Annotated in this window: 20 protein-coding genes; 18 read left to right on the top strand and 2 right to left on the bottom strand. The window is 64.6% G+C overall.

All coding sequences use genetic code 11. The features are described 5' to 3' along the window. The first annotated feature begins 29 nt into the window (after positions 1–29). Positions 30–302: a hypothetical protein gene (locus QRN11_RS17290; protein ID WP_285313787.1), complete on the top strand. Its 273-nt coding sequence runs from the start codon at positions 30–32 to the stop codon at positions 300–302. Positions 303–334: 32 nt separating this feature from the next. On the opposite strand, the gene QRN11_RS17285 is transcribed toward QRN11_RS17290, so the two are convergent. After that, positions 335–1,270 (bottom strand): aldo/keto reductase, encoded by a 936-nt coding sequence (locus tag QRN11_RS17285; protein ID WP_285313786.1) that lies wholly within the window; start codon positions 1,268–1,270, stop codon positions 335–337. A 51-nt stretch (positions 1,271–1,321) separates the two neighbouring features. Between QRN11_RS17285 and QRN11_RS17280 the strand changes: the two genes are divergently transcribed. Together QRN11_RS17280 and mshC are read left to right on the top strand one after the other, a co-directional pair. Continuing rightward, positions 1,322–2,155, top strand: a complete 834-nt coding sequence (locus QRN11_RS17280; protein ID WP_142058818.1) for an undecaprenyl-diphosphate phosphatase — start codon at positions 1,322–1,324, stop codon at positions 2,153–2,155. Between the two features lie 15 nt (positions 2,156–2,170). Continuing rightward, positions 2,171–3,448 (top strand): cysteine--1-D-myo-inosityl 2-amino-2-deoxy-alpha-D-glucopyranoside ligase, encoded by a 1,278-nt coding sequence (mshC, locus tag QRN11_RS17275; protein WP_285313785.1) that lies wholly within the window; start codon positions 2,171–2,173, stop codon positions 3,446–3,448. Positions 3,449–3,520: 72 nt separating this feature from the next. On the opposite strand, the gene QRN11_RS17270 is transcribed toward mshC, so the two are convergent. Beyond that, entirely contained in the window at positions 3,521–4,426 is a 906-nt protein-coding gene (locus QRN11_RS17270) for a PAC2 family protein (protein ID WP_285313784.1), read from the bottom strand. Between the two features lie 150 nt (positions 4,427–4,576). On the opposite strand from QRN11_RS17270, the gene QRN11_RS17265 reads away from it, so the two are divergent. From QRN11_RS17265 to tatC, 15 genes are all read left to right on the top strand, one after another. Then, on the top strand, positions 4,577–5,353 hold the full coding sequence (locus QRN11_RS17265) for an HAD family hydrolase (protein ID WP_285313783.1): 777 nt from the start codon (positions 4,577–4,579) through the stop codon (positions 5,351–5,353). Beyond that, positions 5,346–6,512 carry a site-2 protease family protein gene (locus QRN11_RS17260; RefSeq protein WP_285313782.1) on the top strand — a complete coding sequence of 389 codons (1,167 nt, stop codon included), beginning with the start codon at positions 5,346–5,348 and terminating at the stop codon, positions 6,510–6,512. The genes QRN11_RS17265 and QRN11_RS17260 overlap by 8 nt, the downstream gene beginning before the upstream one ends. A gap of 96 nt (positions 6,513–6,608) precedes the next feature. Further along, positions 6,609–7,661 carry a tRNA (adenine-N1)-methyltransferase gene (locus QRN11_RS17255; RefSeq protein WP_285313781.1) on the top strand — a complete coding sequence of 351 codons (1,053 nt, stop codon included), beginning with the start codon at positions 6,609–6,611 and terminating at the stop codon, positions 7,659–7,661. Positions 7,662–7,755: 94 nt separating this feature from the next. Continuing rightward, complete coding sequence (gene arc, locus QRN11_RS17250; protein WP_091418888.1) at positions 7,756–9,507, top strand: proteasome ATPase; 1,752 nt, start codon at positions 7,756–7,758, stop codon at positions 9,505–9,507. Next, a complete protein-coding gene (gene dop / locus QRN11_RS17245) occupies positions 9,504–11,177 on the top strand; it encodes a depupylase/deamidase Dop (RefSeq protein WP_285313780.1) in 1,674 nt (557 codons plus the stop codon). The genes arc and dop overlap by 4 nt, the downstream gene beginning before the upstream one ends. Before the next feature lie 84 nt (positions 11,178–11,261). Further along, entirely contained in the window at positions 11,262–11,465 is a 204-nt protein-coding gene (locus QRN11_RS17240) for a ubiquitin-like protein Pup (protein ID WP_091418892.1), read from the top strand. Positions 11,466–11,545: 80 nt separating this feature from the next. Continuing rightward, positions 11,546–12,367, top strand: a complete 822-nt coding sequence (gene prcB / locus QRN11_RS17235; RefSeq protein ID WP_285313779.1) for a proteasome subunit beta — start codon at positions 11,546–11,548, stop codon at positions 12,365–12,367. A 2-nt stretch (positions 12,368–12,369) separates the two neighbouring features. After that, entirely contained in the window at positions 12,370–13,080 is a 711-nt protein-coding gene (gene prcA / locus QRN11_RS17230) for a proteasome subunit alpha (protein ID WP_091418895.1), read from the top strand. Positions 13,081–13,088: 8 nt separating this feature from the next. Next, complete coding sequence (gene pafA, locus QRN11_RS17225) at positions 13,089–14,453, top strand: Pup--protein ligase (protein WP_091418897.1); 1,365 nt, start codon at positions 13,089–13,091, stop codon at positions 14,451–14,453. A 113-nt stretch (positions 14,454–14,566) separates the two neighbouring features. Beyond that, positions 14,567–15,529, top strand: a complete 963-nt coding sequence (locus QRN11_RS17220; RefSeq protein ID WP_091418953.1) for an FKBP-type peptidyl-prolyl cis-trans isomerase — start codon at positions 14,567–14,569, stop codon at positions 15,527–15,529. A gap of 77 nt (positions 15,530–15,606) precedes the next feature. Next, entirely contained in the window at positions 15,607–16,002 is a 396-nt protein-coding gene (locus QRN11_RS17215; protein ID WP_091418899.1) for an FKBP-type peptidyl-prolyl cis-trans isomerase, read from the top strand. A 106-nt stretch (positions 16,003–16,108) separates the two neighbouring features. After that, the gene (locus QRN11_RS17210; protein WP_285313778.1) at positions 16,109–18,118 is read left to right on the top strand and encodes a helix-turn-helix transcriptional regulator; all 2,010 of its coding nucleotides are present in this window, start codon (positions 16,109–16,111) and stop codon (positions 18,116–18,118) included. A 10-nt stretch (positions 18,119–18,128) separates the two neighbouring features. Then, the gene (locus QRN11_RS17205; protein ID WP_285313777.1) at positions 18,129–18,476 is read left to right on the top strand and encodes a hypothetical protein; all 348 of its coding nucleotides are present in this window, start codon (positions 18,129–18,131) and stop codon (positions 18,474–18,476) included. A gap of 32 nt (positions 18,477–18,508) precedes the next feature. Then, positions 18,509–18,781: a Sec-independent protein translocase subunit TatA gene (tatA, locus tag QRN11_RS17200; protein ID WP_091420002.1), complete on the top strand. Its 273-nt coding sequence runs from the start codon at positions 18,509–18,511 to the stop codon at positions 18,779–18,781. Positions 18,782–18,828: 47 nt separating this feature from the next. Beyond that, positions 18,829–19,623: a twin-arginine translocase subunit TatC gene (gene tatC / locus QRN11_RS17195; RefSeq protein WP_091420000.1), complete on the top strand. Its 795-nt coding sequence runs from the start codon at positions 18,829–18,831 to the stop codon at positions 19,621–19,623. The last annotated feature ends 51 nt before the right edge of the window (positions 19,624–19,674 follow it).

Here is a 19,674-nt window from a genome sequence, read left to right as displayed (position 1 = left end):
TTTCGTCCTTTTCCGGCTAACGTGAAGTCATGAGCATCGATCCGCGTGTCGCGCTTCAGTCCTTGACCACCGCTTTGGAAGAACACCTTATAGCAGCATCGAACCGCCGCGGAGATGGAGATCCCTCCGTCGAGGCGGCTTTTTTTGCGGTTGCCGATGCCTTCGAAGTCTATGAGGACGCCCTCTACGAGGCCTACAACGAGGTCACCCCGCTGCAGGTCTTTGATGACGAGGACGAAGAGGATGAAGAGAGCGCCGTCGATGACGAGGACCTGGAAATCGTCGAGGACCGGAACCTCTGACCCAAAAGCCACACCACGGACCGGCCGAAGCCCTAGTTGACTGCTGAAGCGTCCTCCAGGGCGCAAGCAATTTCGGGCGGCAGCGGTGTCAACTGCGCATCCAGAATTTCCTTCAGCTGCGCAGGTGTGCGGGGCCCAACAATCGCGGTGGACACACCGTGCTGCGACAACAGCCAGCTAAGGGAAACATCCTGCGGTGTCCGGCCCAGACCTTTGGCTGCCATGCACACAGCTTCGACCGTCCTGGATGCCTTGCCGTCGAGGTAAGGCTCAACGTAGCCGGCCGCCGCCGCCGACGCTCCGCGGGAACCGGACGGGATGCTGCCGCGGTACTTGCCGGTGAGTACGCCGCGCCCCAGCGGCGCCCACGCCATAAGCCCCAGCCCGGCATCCTCGACGGCGGGAATAAGCTCCGCCTCCGGCTTCCGCTCCAGGAACGAATATTCCGCCTGGACAGCCACCAGCGGAAAGCCCGCAACGGCCGCTGCCTTGGCGGTCTGCCAGCCGTTGAAGTTCGAAACTCCGGCGTAGCGGGCCCGGCCCGTCCGCACCGCGAACTCCAAAGCGGACAGCGTCTCGTCCAGCGGCACATTGCTGTCCCACGCCTGCGCGAACCAAATATCCACGTAGTCGGCGCCGAGCCTTGCCAGACTGGCCTCAAGGCCGCTGAGCATCGCGTTACGTGAGGTGTCCACGCCACGGCGGCCATCCGGCGTCGTCATTCCCGCTTTGGTGGAGATGGAAATCTCGGTGCGGGCCACCACGTCGCCCAGCAGGGAACCAATCATCGCCTCGGAGCGCCCGTCGGCGTAGGACGCCGCAGTATCCACGTGCCGGCCGCCCGCATTCAGGAAGGTACGGAGCAGTTCCGAAGCGTCCTGTTCGTCCGTCTCGCCGGCCCAGGACATGGTGCCTAGGGAAAGGGCGGAAACTCGCAATCCACTGTTGCCGACGAAACGCTGCTGCATAGCAGCAAGCTTACGGGCAGAACCGGCACTGCCATGCCGTAGGGTCTTAGCGTGAACTGGTTTGAGGCGGCCCTGTTGGGCCTTGTGCAGGGACTGACCGAATTTCTACCTATTTCATCGAGTGCGCACCTGAGGATTGTGGGGCAGTTCCTGCCCAATGCCGAGGATCCCGGCGCAGCTTTCACCGCCATCACCCAGCTCGGAACCGAAACCGCGGTGCTCATCTACTTCTGGCGGGACATTGTCCGGATCGTGAAGGCGTGGGCAGGTTCACTGACCGGAAAAGTATCCCGGCAGGACCCGGACGCCCGGATGGGCTGGCTGGTCATCCTGGGCAGCCTCCCCATCATCGTCCTGGGCCTGCTGTTCCAGGACCAGATTGAATCGGTCCTCCGCAGCATGTGGATCGTCGCCACCATGCTGATTGTGTTCGGCCTGATCCTGGCTGTTGCGGACGCCATTGGCAAGCAGAAGCGCGACCTGAACCATCTCACCTACAAGCACGGCATCCTCTTTGGCTTTGCGCAGGCCATGGCCCTGATCCCCGGCGTATCCCGGTCCGGCGGCACCATCACTGCCGGCCTCCTGATGGGCTACACCCGTGAAGCCGCCGCGCGCTACTCCTTCCTGCTGGCCATTCCGGCCGTTTTCGGCAGCGGACTCTTCCAGCTGTACAAAACAATGTCCAAGGAAGGCATCACGGGCCCTTACGGCCTGCCGGAAACAGCCCTCGCCACCGTCATCGCCCTCGTGGTGGGCTACGTCATCATCGGCTGGTTCCTCAAATTCGTTTCCACCCGCAGCTACCGCCTGTTTGTCTGGTACCGGATCCTCCTGGGCCTCGCCCTGTACCTGCTTCTCGGTTTCGGTGTCATCAGCGCCTAGCACTAGGCTTGGTCTGTGAAATCCTGGACTTCCCGCCCTGTCCCTGACGTGCCCGGCAACATGCCTGCCATCCGGTTGTTCGACACTGCCTTAGGGCGCGAGGCAGCCCTGGAACCGGACGGGCAGCCGTCCATGTATGTCTGCGGCATCACCCCTTATGACGCAACGCACATGGGGCATGCGGCCAGCTACGTCGCCTTCGATCTCCTGAACCGGGCCTGGCGGGACGCCGGCCATCCCGTGTCGTACGTCCAGAACGTCACGGACGTGGATGATCCGCTGCTGGAACGCGCCACGGCAACCGGCGTGGATTGGCGGGACCTTGCGGCCAGCCAGATCGAACTCTTCCAAACGGACATGGAGGCACTGAACGTCCTCGCTCCGGACCACTACGTCGGCGCCGTCGAATCCATCTCCCTGATCGTTCCGGAAGTAGAGCGCCTGGTCAGCTTCGGGCTGGCTTACAAGGTGGAGGGCACCAACGGCGAGCCTGACGGCGATGTCTATTACGACGTCGAAGCAGCCGGCAAGCAATCCGTGTCGCCGGACGCCTGGACGCTGGGTTCCATCTCCGGGCTGGCCGAAAGCGAAATGCTGGAGCTTTTCGCCGAACGCGGCGGAGATCCCGGCCGGTCCGGCAAGCGGCAGGCGCTGGATCCTCTGCTGTGGCGTGTGGCGCGGGACGGCGAGCCGAGCTGGCCCGGCGGCAGCCTCGGAGCCGGGCGGCCCGGCTGGCACATCGAATGCACGGTGATCGCGCAGAAGTACCTGCCCTCGCCCTTCACTGTCCAGGGCGGCGGCTCCGACCTCATTTTCCCGCACCACGAAATGGGAGCCGGCCACGCCTATTCCCTGGCCGGGGTTCCGCTCGCAAAGCACTACGCCCACGCCGGCATGGTGGGCCTGGACGGCGAGAAGATGAGCAAGTCCAAGGGCAACCTGGTGCTGGTCTCGAAGCTGCGGGCCGCAGGGGAGGACCCGGCCGCCATCCGCCTGGCCATCCTTGCCCACCACTACCGTTCGGACTGGTCCTGGACTGAAGAAGGATTCGCGGCCGCGAAAGCAGACCTGGCCGCGTGGCGCCAGGCGCTGGCCTTCGCTCCCGCCGGCTCGGCATCCGACCTGATCGCGGAAATGCGCGCAGCCCTGGCTGCCGACCTCAACGCTCCAGCGGCTCTTGCGGCTGTCTCCCGTTGGGCTGAACAAGCGAACGCCGGCGAAACCCCGGCCAGCGGCGAGGACCAGGCATTGGTGCGGGACGCCGTCGACGCCCTCCTCGGCATCCGGCTCTAAAAGAGCTGCCTCCGGACCTGCCCGAATGGCAGGTCCGGAGGCAGTCTCAGGGCTCCGGCGGGCCTGTACCGGCTAGGGCCGGTCCTGCCCCCGGCGTTTGAGGTAGCGTTCAAACTCGCGGGCTATGGACTCACCCGTTGCTTCCGGAAGATCGGCCGTGTCCTTCGCCTCTTCAAGCTGCCGGACATAGGCGGCGATTTCGGGATCTTCGGTGGCCAGTTCGTCCACGCCCCGCTCCCACGCGTCGGCTTCCTCCGCCAGTTCATGCGTGTCCAGCGGCACCTGGAGCAGCTCCTCGATGCGGTGCAGGAGTGCCAGCTGCGCCTTCGGCGAAGGAGCCTGCGCAACGTAGTGCGGAACCGCCGCCCAGAGCGAGACCGTGGGGATGCCGGCCAGCAGCGAAACCTCGGAGAGGACTCCCACGATTCCCACCGGCCCCTCATACTGTGACGCTTCCAGGTTCATACGTTCGCGCAGCGGCCCGTCGTCGGAGGAGGTACTCACGGGAATGGGCCGGCTGTGGGGAACGTCCGCCAGCAGGGCGCCCACCAGGATGACGTAGTCAACGTTCAGCGCTTCGGCATGGACCAGGAGTTCGGCCGTGTACGCGCGCCATTTATAGGACGGCTCGGTGCCCTGGACAAAGATGACGTCCACATTGGAATTGGGGGCGCTGGCTTTGTAGATGCGCGTGGAGGGCCACTTGATCTTGCGTTCGCCGGCAGCGTTCCTGCGGATGGTCGGGCGCGTGAACTGGAAATCGTAGTACTCGTCGGCGTCGATGGACGCTACCTTCTTGCCGCCCCACAGCTTGTTCAGGTACCGCAGCGAGTCGCTTGCGGCCTCGCCGGCATCATTCCAGCCTTCAAAGGCGGCAAGCATCACTGTCACGCGCTGTCCCTCAGGCACAGGCTGCAGGAACCGTTCGCGGGCGGGTCCTGCCCCCGGGTCGGTGGTGTCTCCCTCGAAGCTATTCATTTCTTCACCCTACGTCCAAGGAGCAGCGTGTTGCATTGAATGAAGCGCCGAAAAATGCACTGTCCGCGCCGTATACGGCAGCAACGGGTCCCGTATTCGCCCAAGGCGTAGCCCCAGCTCCCGTTCAGGCTGTCCCCGTAGACTGGGTGGATGCGACAGCCAGCTACACCTTCCCCGCTGAGAGCCGTCCTGTGGGACATGGACGGCACCATAGTGGACACCGAGCCCTACTGGATCGCAGCCGAGCACGCACTGGTTGAAGCCCACGGCGGAACCTGGTCCCATGAACAGGCCATGCAGCTGGTGGGCCAGTCGCTGACATTCTCGGCCGGTCTCCTCCAGCAGGCCGGAGTGGATCTGGGCATACGGCAGATTATCGACACGCTGACCGCCGAAGTGGTGGCGAGCGTCCGGCAGCAGGTGCCCTGGCGGCCGGGCGCCCGGGAACTGTTGGAAAACCTGCACCAGGCGGGCGTGAGGTGCGCGCTTGTCACCATGTCTGAGGGACCCCTGGCCCGTGAAGTGGTGGCCAGCCTTCCCCGCCCGTACTTCGAAGTGGTGGTCACCGGGGACTCGGTTGCGCAGGGCAAACCACACCCCGAGGCCTACCTGAAGGCAGTGGAACAGCTCCAGGAATCCGATCCGGACCTTTCCCTTAAGCACTGCGTTGCACTTGAAGACTCAACTCCGGGCGTGGCGGCCGCGGTGGCCTCCGGCGTGGCCACAGTTGCCATTCCACACATAGTCCCGCTGCCTGAAAGCGAACGCTACATTCTTTGGGATTCCCTGGCCGGCCGGTCCCTGGCCGATCTGGAGGACCTGCTCCTGGCCCGCTCCCGTCCGAAGGAATCCGCTGGGTACGGGCCTGCCCTGCATGAACCCGCAACACTGGAAGGGGCCGGAGCTCCGGGGGCCGTCCATGACTGAGACGGCCACTCCGGTCCGCCGTGAAGGCATCCCGCTGGGCCGGATTGCCGGCGTTCCGGTTGTCCTGGCCTATTCCTGGTTCATCATCGCAGCGTTCACGGTAGTTGTTTTCGGGCCGGTCCTTGATCGGAGCAACCCGGCGCTCGGAGTCAGTGCGTACGTCATCGCGTTCGCCTATGCGGTGCTTCTGCTGATCTCAGTGCTGGTCCACGAACTCGCCCATGCCCTGACGGCCAGAATCTACGGCTGGCCCACACAAAAGATTGTGCTCAACCTGTGGGGCGGGCACACCCAGTTCGACAGCTTCACGGCCACTCCGGGACGCTCCGTCCTGGTGGCATTGGCCGGTCCTGCCGCCAATTTTGTCCTGGCCGCCGGCGCCTGGCTGGTTCATGACTCCGACAGCCTGGGCAGTGTCGCTGAAATGCTCATCAACATCTTTATGTGGTCCAACTTCGTCCTCGGCGTCTTCAACGTCCTTCCCGGACTGCCCCTGGACGGCGGCCGGCTGGTGGAGTCGGCGGTGTGGAAGGCCACCGGCAGCCAGGCCAAGGGCACCGTGGCGGCAGGCTGGGGTGGCCGCGTGATCGTGATCCTGCTCGGCTACTGGTTCATCCTCCGCCCTCTGTTGGCCGGCGGTTCACCTGACTTCGGCAACCTGATGATTACCATCCTGGTGGCCGGATTCCTGTGGATGGGTGCCTCCGCAGCCATCCAGCAGGGAACCCTGCGGGGACGGCTGCACCTGGTCAGTGCGGCAGGATTGTCGACGCCGGCCGTCGGACTGCCAGCCACCGCGTCAGTCCAGGAAGCACTCCGGATGGGAGCGTCGTCGTCTATCTCCGTAGTGGTCTGCGCCGCGGACGGGCGGCCGCAAGGCGTTGTGGATCCGGCCGCCCTGCAATCCGTTCCGCCCGCCGCTGCCGGAACCACGCCCCTGAGTGCGGTGTCCTACGCCCTCGCCGCCGGAGCCTACGTGCCCGAATGGTCGAAAGGGCAGGAACTCCTGCACTTCCTGTCGCAGCTCGAAGGCCGGCACTACGCCGTCGTTGACCACAACGGCAAGGTGACCGGGCTGCTCTCGCAGGAAGCGGTACTGGCCGCCATTACCGGCAGGCGTCCGCGGCCGGATGGGCGCCCGCAGGGCAGGAACCGGTAGAGTTACCTGCCGGCAGTGCATTGCCGCCGCCACAGCCTGACGTCTTCAGCGACGTTCGCGCGGGGGCGCAACAGTTTTACAGGAGCGAGGAAAATCATGAGCAGCGAAACTGCCGTCAACGAAGCCGCCGCGACAGCCCAACCCGGTGTTGGCCCCGGAGCCTCGCAGCCGGTGGGAGCTGCCCGCCGCCGCGGACCCTTCCGCGAAGGCGAACGCGTCCAGCTGACGGACGAGCGCGGCCGGATGAACACCGTCACGCTCGAACGGGGCGGCGCCTTCCATACCCACCGCGGCTTCCTGAACCACGATGACATCATCGGCAAGGTGGACGGCTCCGTTGTGGTGAACAACGTTGGCCAGCAGTACCAGACGCTGCGCCCGCTGCTCTCGGACTTCGTCCTCTCCATGCCCCGCGGCGCTGCCGTTGTCTATCCCAAGGATGCCGGCCAGATCATCACCATGGCGGACATCTTCCCCGGCGCACGGGTAGTGGAGGCGGGCGTGGGCTCCGGCGCCCTGTCCATCTCCCTTCTTCGCGCGGTGGGGGACAGCGGTTACTTGCACTCCTTCGAACGGCGTGAAGAATTCGCGGACATCGCCCGCGGGAACGTCGAGACCATCTTCGGCGGCCCGCACCCGGCGTGGCAGATCACCCTAGGCGACTTCCAGGAGGAAGTTGTCCGGACAGAGGAGCCCGGCTCCGTGGACCGGGTGGTCCTGGATATGCTCGCTCCCTGGGAATGCCTTGACGCCGTGGCAACGGTCCTCGCGCCGGGCGGCGTATGGATCAACTACGTGGCCACCGTCACCCAATTGTCGCGGACAGCCGAAGCCATCCGCGCCGATGGCCGGTTCACCGAACCCGATGCCTGGGAGTCCATGGTTCGCGGCTGGCACCTCGAGGGCCTCGCCGTCCGCCCCGATCACCGGATGGTGGCGCACACCGGATTCCTGCTGGTCACACGCCGGCTGGCCGACGGCGTCACGGGCATCTCCGTCAAGCGCCGCCCTTCGAAGACGGACTTCAACGAAGAGGATGTCAACGCCTGGACACCCGGAGCGGTAGGGGAGCGGCTGGTCTCGGACAAGAAGCTCCGGCGGGCTGCCAGGGACGCGATTGCGGGGACGAACGTCGTGGACACGCCTTAGATCAAGATCTAGTCCATATTTCGGGAGTCTCCATCCCTACCTGCCATCTTGGGGCTAAGGTCTTAATAGAAGCGCAGGAAGGGGCTGATACATCATGGAGACGCCAAACCAGGACTCCGGACGTACACCGGCAGAGCAGTCTGCCGCCAACGACCTCTCGGTTGCCGACCGCCAGGTCAACATCCTCCGGGACAAGCTCAGGCACATCGACCGGCAGTTGGCCGCGGCAACGCAGAACAACACCAAGCTGGTCACCATGCTTGAAGCCGCGAAGGCCGAGATTCTCCGGCTGAAGAACGCGTTGGACCAGGAAGGACAACCTCCTTACAGCTTTGGCACCATTCTCCAGCTGAATCCGCGGCGCCAGCCCTCTCCGGGCAACAGCGGGCAGGCAGCCACCGAAGAATCGGTGGACATCTTTAATGCGGGCCGGAAGATGCGGGTGGGCATCAGCCCGCTGGTGAACATCAACCAACTGGCGGTGGGCCAGGAAGTCCTCCTTAACGAGGCACTGCTCGTTGTGGCCGGGCTTGGCTATGAGCGCGCAGGTGAACTGGCCACCCTGAAGGAAATGCTCGGCGCGGACCGCGTCCTCGTGGTGGGACGGGCCGACGAAGAGCGGGTGGTCCGGCTGTCCGGAGCGCTCCTGGCCGAAAAGCTCCGCGTGGGCGATGCCCTCTCGATCGACTCCAGGACCGGGTACGCGCTGGAGAAAGTGCCCCGGTCCGAGGTGGAGAACCTCGTCCTCGAAGAGGTCCCGGACATCACCTATGAGGATATCGGCGGGCTCGGGCCGCAGATCGAGCAGATCCGCGACGCCGTTGAACTGCCGTTCCTGCACCCCGACCTTTACCGGGAACACGGGCTGAAGGCGCCCAAGGGCATCCTGCTCTACGGCCCTCCCGGCTGCGGCAAGACCCTCATCGCCAAGGCGGTGGCCAATTCGCTGGCCGCCCGCGCGGCAGAGCGCTCAGGAAACGTGGACCTCAAGAGCTACTTCCTGAACATCAAGGGCCCCGAGCTCCTGGACAAGTACGTGGGTGAAACCGAACGGCACATCCGCCTCATCTTTTCCCGCGCACGGGAGAAGGCGTCCGACGGCAGCCCCGTCGTGGTGTTTTTCGACGAGATGGATTCACTGTTCCGCACGCGCGGCACGGGGATTTCCTCCGACGTCGAAACAACCATCGTGCCCCAGTTGCTCAGCGAGATCGACGGCGTTGAGCGGCTGGACAACGTCATCGTCATTGGTGCGTCCAACCGCGAGGACATGATCGACCCCGCCATCCTCCGGCCCGGCCGGCTGGACGTCAAGGTCAAGATCCACCGCCCGGATGCCGAGGCGGCCGCGGACATCTTCAACAAGTACATCACCACGGACCTGCCGTTCCACGAGTCCGACCTCGCCGAGCACAACGGCGACGTCCAGGCCACGGTGGACGCCATGGTCCAGCGCACCGTGGAAGCGATGTACTCCACGGACAAGTCCAATGAATTCCTGGAAGTCACCTACGCCAACGGTGATACCGAAATGCTGTACTTCAAGGACTTCAACTCCGGCGCCGTGGTCCAGAACGTGGTGGACCGGGCCAAGAAGTACGCCATCAAGGACCTCCTCACCACGCACCAGAAGGGCCTTCGGATCGAGCACCTGCTCCGTGCCGTGGTGGACGAATTCCGCGAGCACGAAGACATGCCCAACACCACTAATCCGGACGACTGGGCACGTATCTCGGGCAAAAAGGGCGAACGGATCACATACATCCGCACCATCGTCCAGGGCAAGGCGGGCCAGGAGCCAGGAAAGTCGATCGAAACAATGCCGACCACAGGGCAGTATCTATGACGGCAGCGCAGGAACCCGCCGCCGGGGGTGCACTCCCCGTGGGCGGGGCCATGCGTGTCATGGGAGCAGAAACCGAATACGGCATCCATGCCCCGTCCGCCCCGTCCGCCAACGCCACCATGATGAGCGCCCGCGTGGTGCAGGCGTATGCCCAGGTAACACGCCAGCGTGCCGCCGGCGGCGCGGAAACCCGGTGGGACTATACGGATGAAGAACCCCTGCACGACGCCCGCGGCTGGACCGTGGACAGGGGCTCGGCGCACCCCAGCCAACTCACCGACCAGCCGCCGGTGCTGGATGCCGAAGCGGTGGCACTGGCCTACGGCCGGGAGGAGCTGGAGCTCGACGGGCAGGACGAGTCCGGCACCCTCCTCATGAATATGGTCCTCGGCAACGGGGCCAGGCTGTACGTGGACCACGCACACCCCGAATACTCAAGCCCCGAGGTGACCAACCCGCGGGACGCCGTCACCTGGGACGCGGCGGGGGACCTCGTTGCCCTGGCCACGGTAAGGCGGCTGGCGGCCGACCCCGACCTGCCGCCCGTGAACCTGTACAAAAACAACACGGACAACAAGTCCGTGTCCTACGGCTCGCACGAGAACTACCTCATGCCACGGTCGGTACCTTTTGGAGACATCGTCCGGGGCCTGACGCCCTTTTTCGTCAGCCGGCAGGTCCTTTGCGGATCCGGCCGGGTAGGGATTGGCCAGGACGCATCCGCCCCGGGTTACCAGATCAGCCAGCGGGCCGACTTCTTCGAAGCCGAAGTGGGCCTGGAAACCACCATCCGGCGTCCCATCATCAACACCAGGGACGAGCCGCACGCGACCGCGGACAAGTACCGGCGCCTGCACGTGATCATTGGCGACGCCAACCTCAGCCAGGTCTCCAACTACCTGAAATTCGGGACCACCTCCCTGGTCCTCAGCCTGATCGAGGCAGGTCTTGCACCGAAGGTCGAGGTCCACGAACCCGTCTCCGCCCTGCAGGCAATCAGCCACGATACCTCCCTGACCGCCACCGTCCGGCTCACGGACGGCAGGCGGGTTACGGCCCTGGACCTGCAATGGATGTACCACGAGGCAGCGGCCAAGCTGGCGCAGGACACCGGCGTGGGCGACGCCCTAGACGGTGACGGGCACACGCATGACGTCTTGGACCGCTGGGCCACGGTGCTCACCCAGCTGGACAACGACCGGGCAGCTGCCGCCAGCTCCGTGGAATGGGTTGCCAAGCTCTCGCTCCTGGAGGGTTACCGCGACCGCGACGGACTTCAGTGGAACGATGCCCGGCTTGGGCTGATCGACCTCCAATGGGCGGACATCAGGCCCGAGAAAGGCCTCTACTACCGTCTCCTGGCCAGGAACCGCATGGACAGGGTCGTCGACGACGCCGCCATAGCAGCGGCGGTGGCCGAGCCGCCGTCGGACACCCGCGCGTTCTTCCGGGGGAAGTGCGTCAGCAGCTTCGGCAAGGACGTGGTGGGGGCCAGCTGGGACTCCGTGATCTTCGATGTCCCAGGCTACGGAAGGCTCCAGCGCGTGCCCACCCGGGAACCCTTGAAAGGAACCAAAGCGTTGACCGGCGCGTTGTTCGCACGCTACCGGGAAGCAGGCCCGTTCCTTGGAGAGCTGCTGGGACACAGCACCGCTCCGCCTGCGGCATAAACCGCGCCGGACGGACCGCTTCGTGGCAGGATGGGCATATCGGAAGATCCGCCGGATCTGACGACAGGAAAGGGAGAGGTAACAATGGCAGGCCAGGAGCAGCAGCAGCCACAATCGCGCGACGACCAGGTCGACGAGGACATCCCCGAGGCACCCCCGGCGCCGCCCGAAGCACAGGCATCAGCAGCCACCGAAGGGGTCGATGACCTTCTCGACGAAATCGATGGAGTGCTGGAATCCAACGCCGAGGAGTTCGTGCGCGCCTTCGTCCAAAAAGGCGGCCAGTAACCCGGACCGGAGGGTGGCGGAAGCCGCGGCCGGCCGGAATCTGTACCGACGTTGAAGAACTACGTTCAAGGAGTGCATGAGTGCAGGAATCAACCGCCAACCGGGTAGCCGCCAACGCCACCTCGTCCTTCACGGAACATCTGCAACGGGACCGGCCCGAGCTCTTGCCCTATAACAGGGGACTCCAGCCGGCTGCGGCCGGCGCCGCTCCGTTGCAGGTGCCGCATGCCACCACCATCGTCGCGTTGAGCTATGCCGGCGGTGTGCTGATGGCGGGGGACCGGCGGGCCACCATGGGCAACGTGATTGCCAGCAGGCACATTGAAAAAGTTTTTCCGGCGGACCGTTACTCCGTCCTGGGGATCGCCGGTACCGCCGGCATCGCCATAGACCTCACCCGCCTGTTCCAGGTGGAACTCGAACACTACGAGAAGATCGAAGGCACGCTGCTCAGCCTGGAAGGCAAGGCCAACCGGCTGGGGGCAATGATCCGCGGCAACCTTCCCCTGGCACTGCAAGGGCTCGCCGTAGTGCCGCTCTTTGCCGGCTTCGACACCAGTGCCGGCGTCGGGAGGCTTTTCTCCTACGACGTCACCGGCGGCCGGTACGAAGAACACGAGCACCATACGGTGGGCTCGGGTTCGGTCTTTGCCCGGGGGGCCCTGAAGAAGCTGTGGCGGCCCAACCTGAAGGAGGCCGAAGCCGTCTCCGTCGCCGTCGAAGCCCTCTACGACGCCGCCGACGACGATTCGGCGACCGGCGGCCCGGACACCGTCCGGAAGTTGTGGCCAGTGATTTACACCGTGGACAGGACTGGTGCCCGGCGGGTGGCTGAAAACGAACTCGCTGCCGCCGCGACCAACGTCATCGAATCCCGTACCAACGCTGGACGGGAGGCCTGACAATGACACAGCAATTTTATGTATCACCTGAGCAGCTGATGAAGGACCGTGCGGATTTCGCACGGAAGGGCATTGCCCGCGGCCGGTCTGTCGCCGTGATCAGCTGCGCGGACGGCATCGCGCTGGTAGCCGAGAACCCCTCGCCGTCCCTGCACAAGATCGGCGAGATTTACGACAAGATCGCGTTCGCCGCCGTGGGAAAATACAACGAATTCGAAAGCCTCCGGCAGGCCGGAGTGCGGTACGCCGATGTCCGTGGCTACTCCTACGACCGCGAGGACGTCACCGCCCGCGGGCTCGCCAGTGTTTACGCACAAAGCCTGGGCGCCGTGTTCACCGCAGAACAGAAGCCCTTCGAGGTGGAACTGGCAGTAGCGGAGGTAGGCCCCACACAGGCTGAGGACCATCTCTACCGGCTGACTTTCGATGGTTCCATCGCCGACGAACACCAGTTCGTAGTCATGGGCGGACAGGCGGACAAGGTATCCTCGGCCATCGATGAGGGGTGGCGCAGTTCGCTCAGCTTCGCTGATGCCCTCCGGCTGGCCATGGCCGCGCTCGTCCCGGCCACCGAGTCTGATGCCCAGCCGAAGGCATTGCCGGCCACGGCGGTGGAAGTTGCCGTCCTGGACAGGCAGTCGGAGAGTTCACGCGGTTCACGGCGCGCTTTCCGCCGGCTTGACGACGCGGATATCACTGCACTGCTGGCCTAGGAGGAAACATGGACAAGAGAATCTTCGGTATCGAAACGGAATTCGGGATTTCGTATTCCAGCCCCGACTCGAGGCCTCTTGCCCCGGAGGAGGTGGCCCGGTACCTCTTCCGCAAGGTGGTCAGCTGGGGCCGGTCATCCAACGTCTTCCTCACCAACGGTTCACGGCTGTACCTGGATGTAGGGTCGCACCCCGAATATGCCACAGCCGAGTGTGACGACCTCGCGCAGTTGATCGCCCATGACCGTGCCGGAGAACTGATCCTCGATGACCTGGTGGACGAGGCCCAGGCCCGGCTCGCGGCGGAGGGCTTCAACGGCACGGTCTACCTTTTCAAGAACAACACGGACTCGGCCGGGAACTCCTACGGCAGCCACGAGAACTACCTGATTCCCCGCCGCGGGGAATTCTCCCGGCTCGCCGAGATCCTGATTCCTTTCCTGGTGACCCGTCAGCTTATTGCCGGGGCGGGGAAGATCCTCAAGACCCCGCACGGGGCCACCTTCGCCTTCTCCCAGCGGGCAGACCACATCTGGGAAGGGGTGTCCTCCGCCACCACCCGGTCACGGCCCATCATCAACACCAGGGACGAGCCGCACGCGGACGCCGAGTTCTACCGGCGGCTGCACGTTATTGTGGGTGACTCGAACATGTCCGAAGCCACGGCCCTGATGAAAGTGGGCACGGTGGACCTGGTCCTGCGCATGATCGAGGCCGGGGTGATCATGCGGGACATGCGGATGGAAAACCCCATCCGCAGCATCCGTGAAATCTCCCACGACCTCAGCGGCCGGGCATTGGTCCGGCTTGCCAACGGGCGCCAACTGACGGCATTGGAGATCCAGCAGGAATACCTGACCAAGGTGACGGCGTTCGTCAAAGAGCACGGCGCGCACAACCCGCATGTTCCCTTGATCCTTGACCTGTGGGAGCGGACCCTGAAGGCCATCGAAAGCGGTGACACCCGCGGTATTGACACGGAGATCGACTGGGCCATCAAGAAGAAGTTGATGGACAACTACCGCGAACGCCACGGGCTGGGCCTGGACGCCCCGCGCATAGCCCAGCTGGACCTCACCTACCATGACATTTCCCGCAGCCGGGGCCTGTATTACCTTCTGCAGTCCCGCGGGGCAGTGCGGCGGATCGTGGACGATACCGTCATCAAGGACGCCGTGGACGCACCCCCCCAAACAACGCGGGCGAAACTTCGGGGTGATTTCGTCCGGCGGGCCCAGGAGCTGGGCCGGGACTACACCGTGGACTGGGTGCACCTGAAACTGAATGACAGGGCCCACCAGACCATCCTGTGCAAGGATCCCTTCCGCAGCGTTGATGACCGGGTGGACGCTCTTCTGGACTCTATGGGCTGACACTCAGGTTCGGAGGCTATTCTGGATAAGGCCTTTAATTGGGCCCTTCCGCGGTGTTGCCCGCCCAGGCGTGGATCGCCGCCTCCATCCTGCCCCGACGAAAGTTCTCTTACGTGCGCCGACTACTAGCAATCCTTCTTCCCGCTCTGCTGCTGTTGACCGCCTGCGGCGGTTCTTCGGCAGGGCCGGAACCCACCAGCAAGCCTGCTGGCGAGACTGCGAAGTTCGACTCCCTCAAACTGACTGACAACGGGGACAAAAAGGCCCCTGGCGTGGAATTCGACAAGCCTTTGGAAGTGGCTGACCCCACTATCAAGGTGGTCACCGAGGGCAGCGGCGAACCAGTGAAGGCCAACCAGATCGCCAACATCTCAATCCTGGCCCTGAACGGCAGCGACGGGTCCACGCTGGAGGATACGTTCGCCGGCGAGCCGGAACCGCTCGAACTGGACGAGAAACTGAAGACCGGCAGCGAGGTCATCTACAACGCGTTCGTTGGCGCGAAGGTAGGCTCCAGCCTTGCACTGGCTGTGCCCGGCCAGCAGGGTGCAGCTGCCCCCAGCCCCTCCGACGGCGCCAGCCCCGCCCCGTCTCCTGCAGCCCAGCCCACCCAGCTGCTGATTATCAAAATCCTTTCTGCAACAGACGTGACCCCTGCGCTGGAGAAGCCCGAAGGTGAAACAGTCACCCCGCCCGCAGGCCTGCCCACCGTCACTGAAAAGGACGGCGTCCCCGAGATCTCGGTCGAAGGCGTTGCTGCTCCCACTGCCCTCGTCTCCCAGGACCTGATCAAGGGCACCGGGGCCACGGTTAAGGAAACCGACACCCTGACCGTGAACTACGTCGGCGTCACCCTGGCAGGCGGAACCAAGTTCGACTCAAGCTTCGACCGTGGCGAGCCGGCAACTTTCCCGCTCACCGGCGTGATCAAGGGCTGGACCCAGGGCTTGGCCGGCAAGACAGTGGGCTCCCGGGTCCTGCTGGTCATCCCCAAGGACCTGGCATACGGCGAAGCGGGCCAGGGCGAGGCCAAGGGCGACCTTGTCTTCGTAGTGGACATCCTCGGAGCCAAGTAGCAACAATGGCAACAGGCCCGGCCATCGCCGCGGCATCCAACAGCAGCACACCATCTGCCAGACACCTAGGAGCAACCATGTCATTTGGACAGCGGGACTTTGACCGCCAGAAGCCCGAGATCGATTTTCCCGAGGGCGATGTCCCCACGGAACTCGTTATCACCGACCTTATTGAGGGGGACGGCCGTGAAGCCCAGGCCGGGGACACCGTCTCCACGCACTATGTGGGCGTCGCCTGGTCCACCGGCGAGGAATTCGACGCTTCCTGGGGCCGCGGCGCGCCGCTGGACTTCCGGGTAGGCGTTGGCCAGGTCATCCAGGGCTGGGACCAGGGCCTGCTGGGCATGAAGGTGGGCGGCCGCCGCCGCCTTGAAATCCCCTCCGAGCTTGCCTACGGTTCCCGTGGTGCCGGTGGAGCCATCAAGCCCAATGAAGCCCTGATCTTCGTGGTTGACCTGGTGGCAGTGCGCTGACCCAGGTTCCCCCGAACTTCTCGAAGCGCGGCGGCGACAGGACCCAGGTGTCCTGTTGCTGCCGCGCTTCCTGCGTTCCGGCGCGGAGTTTAGTAACGTAACCAGAGTGTCCGCATCCCGTACTGAACGCCTCCTCAACCTGCTGATCGCGCTGCTCAATACCAAGTACGGCCTGCGCCGCAGCGAACTACGGGACACGGTCTACCGCACCATTCCCGGCAATGAAGCGTCCTTTGGCCGGATGTTCGAGCGGGACAAGGCCGATCTTCGCAAGTTCGGCTTTGACGTGGAGACCCTGACGGACCTGGGCTGGAGCGAGGATGATCCCGCAACCACCCGCTACCGGATCGGCAAGGAGTCCAACCGCCTGCCGGACGTGGAACTGGGCCCGGAAGAGTGGACCGTCCTGCTCCTTGCTTCCCAGCTCTGGGAACGTGCGGCGCTTGGCACCGCAGCCCAGAGCGCGTTGCGGAAGCTGCAGGCGTCCGGTGCAGCCGCCGACGTCCAACTGCCCCCTGGGGTCCAGCCGAGGATCAAGCCCGCAGGCCAGGCTTTTGACGACCTCCTTGCAGCCATGCACGCCAGGCATACCGTCGCGTTCACCTACCTCGCGGGCAGTACGGGCAGCGAAGAACAACGGACTGTGGAGCCCTGGGGCCTGGGAAGCCGCTTCGGCCACTGGTACCTCATGGGTTATGACCGCGCCAGGAAAGCGCCCCGCCAATTCCGCCTCTCCCGTTTCACCAGCGCGGTGGCAACCCTCGAACGCGAGCAGTTCAGCCCTCCGCGCGACTTCAATATCCGCCAGGAACTGGAACGCCTGCCCGAACTGCCGCTCCGCACCGCCGTCGTGGACGTCCGCGCAGGACGCCTCCTGGCACTGCGCCGCCGCGGTGTGGCTATGGAGGATGCGGCACAGGCAGCACCCCAGGAATACGGACCCTTGCCCAGGCCTGAGCCAGGCTATGAGCGGCTCAGCCTGCACTACAGGGATCCGGAGGGCCTGGCCGAAGAGCTTGCCTCCTACGGGCCCGATGCCCTTGCGGTGGCTCCAGCCGAACTCGCCGACGCCGTCCGGCGCCGGCTTCGGGCAGCTGCTGACTTCAGCAACGCGCCGGTTCCCGCCTTCCGGTTTGCTGCCGCACCGTCCCGGCCTGTGCGTGTACGCACCTCCGAGGACCAGCTCAAGCGCATGCTGGAGCTGGTGCCCTTCCTGGTGCACCACCAGGGCCTGCACATCCAGGACGTTGCGGAGCATTTCGGCATCAGCCGCAAAGAGCTGGAGGATGACCTGCAAATCCTCATCTGTTCAGGGCTCCCGGAGGGTTACCCCGACGATCTGCTCGACATCCAGTGGGAAAACGACCACGTCTACATCACCCAGGATCTGGACCTGAAGAAACCGGTCCGCTTCACGGTGGAGGAAGCCTGTGCCCTCCTGACCGGGCTGGAATCACTGAACGGGCTGCCGGGGGCGGCCGAGGGCGGCGCCCTGGAATCGGTGACCCTCAAACTGCTGGCGGCCGCGGGCGAGGAAGGGCTTCGGGCGGCTTCAGTGGCAGGCCCGGAAGTAGCACCTGCGGAGGCAGCGACGCATGCCATGGTCAGGCAGGCCATCGAGTCCCGGGCCCAGCTGCGCCTGACGTACCTGTCCCCGCAGCGGGACACGATGTCTGAGCGGGACGTTGATCCGCTGCGACTGTACTCGCTGGACAACATCTGGTACTTCGAGGCCTACTGCCATTCAGTGGAGGACGTGCGGAATTTCAGGCTGGACCGGGTCCAGGACCTCCACCCCAACGGCCTGCCCATCCCGGCCGCAACCAAGCCTTCAGAGGGCGTCCCGGCAAAGCTCTTCACGCCCAGTGACGACGATACCGTGGTGACCGTCCAGCTCACCCGGCAGGGGAGGGGGCTCGCGGACGACTACTATGCGGAGCGCACAGCCGAGCTCGACGACGGCGGGCTGGTGGCCGAAATCCGCTTCGGCAACACCGACTGGTTGCCGATGTTCGTGGCCCAGCACGGTGGCTCCGCCCGCATCCTGGCTCCGGCCGGCCTGGCGGACGCGGCCCGAAACTGGCTGGCGGCATCCCTGGCAACGTACGGCGGCTAGACTTCTCAGCATGCCTTGGTGGTCCTGGATCCTGATATGGGTGGCGCTTGTTGCGCTGTCGCTGCTTTTTTATGTCCTGCTGGGCATCCGGCTGTTCCGCCAGTTCATGGCGACCGTCAAGGACCTCAGTGCGGCAGGGGAAAAGTTGGTGCACATCGCCCCCAGCGGGCAACCCCCCGCCGGTCCCGACCCTGCCGGGCCGCAGCCGGGCTCCGCCGTTTTTGCCTCGCCCGCCGTCATGCGACATGATTACGAGGCATCCAAGTCGTCCCGCCGGGAACAGCGCCGCCTTCGGCGGGTGCAGCGCAAGACGGACCGGGGCCAGCCGCAGGCCCTCGGCGATCTCGACTTCACATAGAAGTAGGATGTATTTAGAGGAAAGGATTTCCCGTGGGAAGACTCTTTGATGGCCCCTGGCCCATCGTTATTATCATCATCGTCGCTTTGCTTCTCTTCGCCGCCCCCAAGCTTCCGGCCATGGCGCGCAGCCTTGGCCAGTCCATGCGGATCATCAAATCCGAGGTCAAGGAAATGAAGAACGACGGCAAGACGGACACCACCGATGCATCAGGCCCGGTGGAAGGCACCATCGTCAACCACCCCAAGGCGAAGCCCGGCGAGCCGACAGACGGCACTGACGTTCCGCCGTCGAACCGCGCCTGACCCCAGTGGCACTGTCGCGGTCCCGTAAAGCCAACCCCGAAGGGCGCATGGCGCTTTGGGACCACCTCAAAGAGCTGAAGAACCGGCTGATCAAGTCGGCTATTGGCGTCGTCATTGGCGGCATCGGAGGCTGGATACTTTACGATCCGCTGCTGAAGGCACTGGCCGAGCCGGTCAACCGGATCTCGGAACAGACCGGCGGGCTTGCTGCCATCAACTTCGGCAGCATTGCGTCCCCGTTTGATTTCAAGCTCCAAATGTCACTGCTTATCGGCGTGGTCATTTCCAGCCCGATCTGGATCTACCAGCTCTGGGCTTTCATCACCCCGGGCCTGACATCGAAGGAGCGCCGCTACACGCTGGGCTACATGGCGGCTGCGGTCCCATTGTTCCTGGCAGGCATCTACGCCGGCTGGCTTGTGGTGCCCCAGGTGGTCCATGCCCTGACCCAGTTCACGCCCGAAGGCTCCTCCAGTGTCATCGACGCCCGGACGTACATCGAGTTCGTGACCCGGATGGTGCTGGTGCTGGGTGTCGCCTTCCTGGTGCCCGTGGTACTGGTGGGCATCAACATGGCCGGCATTATCTCCGGCCGCACCATCCTGAAGGCCTGGCGCATCACCGTGTTCCTGGTGTTTGTCCTTGCCGCTATCGCCGCCCCGGGGGCGGATGCCATTTCGATGTTTATGTTGGCCGGCCCCCTTCTGGTGCTCTTTTTCGCCGCGATCGGCATCTGCCTGATGAATGACAAGCGCCGTGAACGCCGCCAGGCGAAGCGGATGGCCGAGACCGACGCGACAGCTGACATCGCCACCCCGGGCAGTGAGCTGAAGAACCTCTAGATGATTAAGTCCTATTGGATTTAGTGGTCGTAGGCGATTAGGGAGCGTTTG

The sequence above is a fragment of the Pseudarthrobacter sp. fls2-241-R2A-168 genome (assembly GCF_030209335.1).
GTDB lineage: Bacteria > Actinomycetota > Actinomycetes > Actinomycetales > Micrococcaceae > Arthrobacter.
Note: the sequence above shows the minus strand (reverse complement) of the source record. Positions and strands in the feature narration are given on the sequence as shown.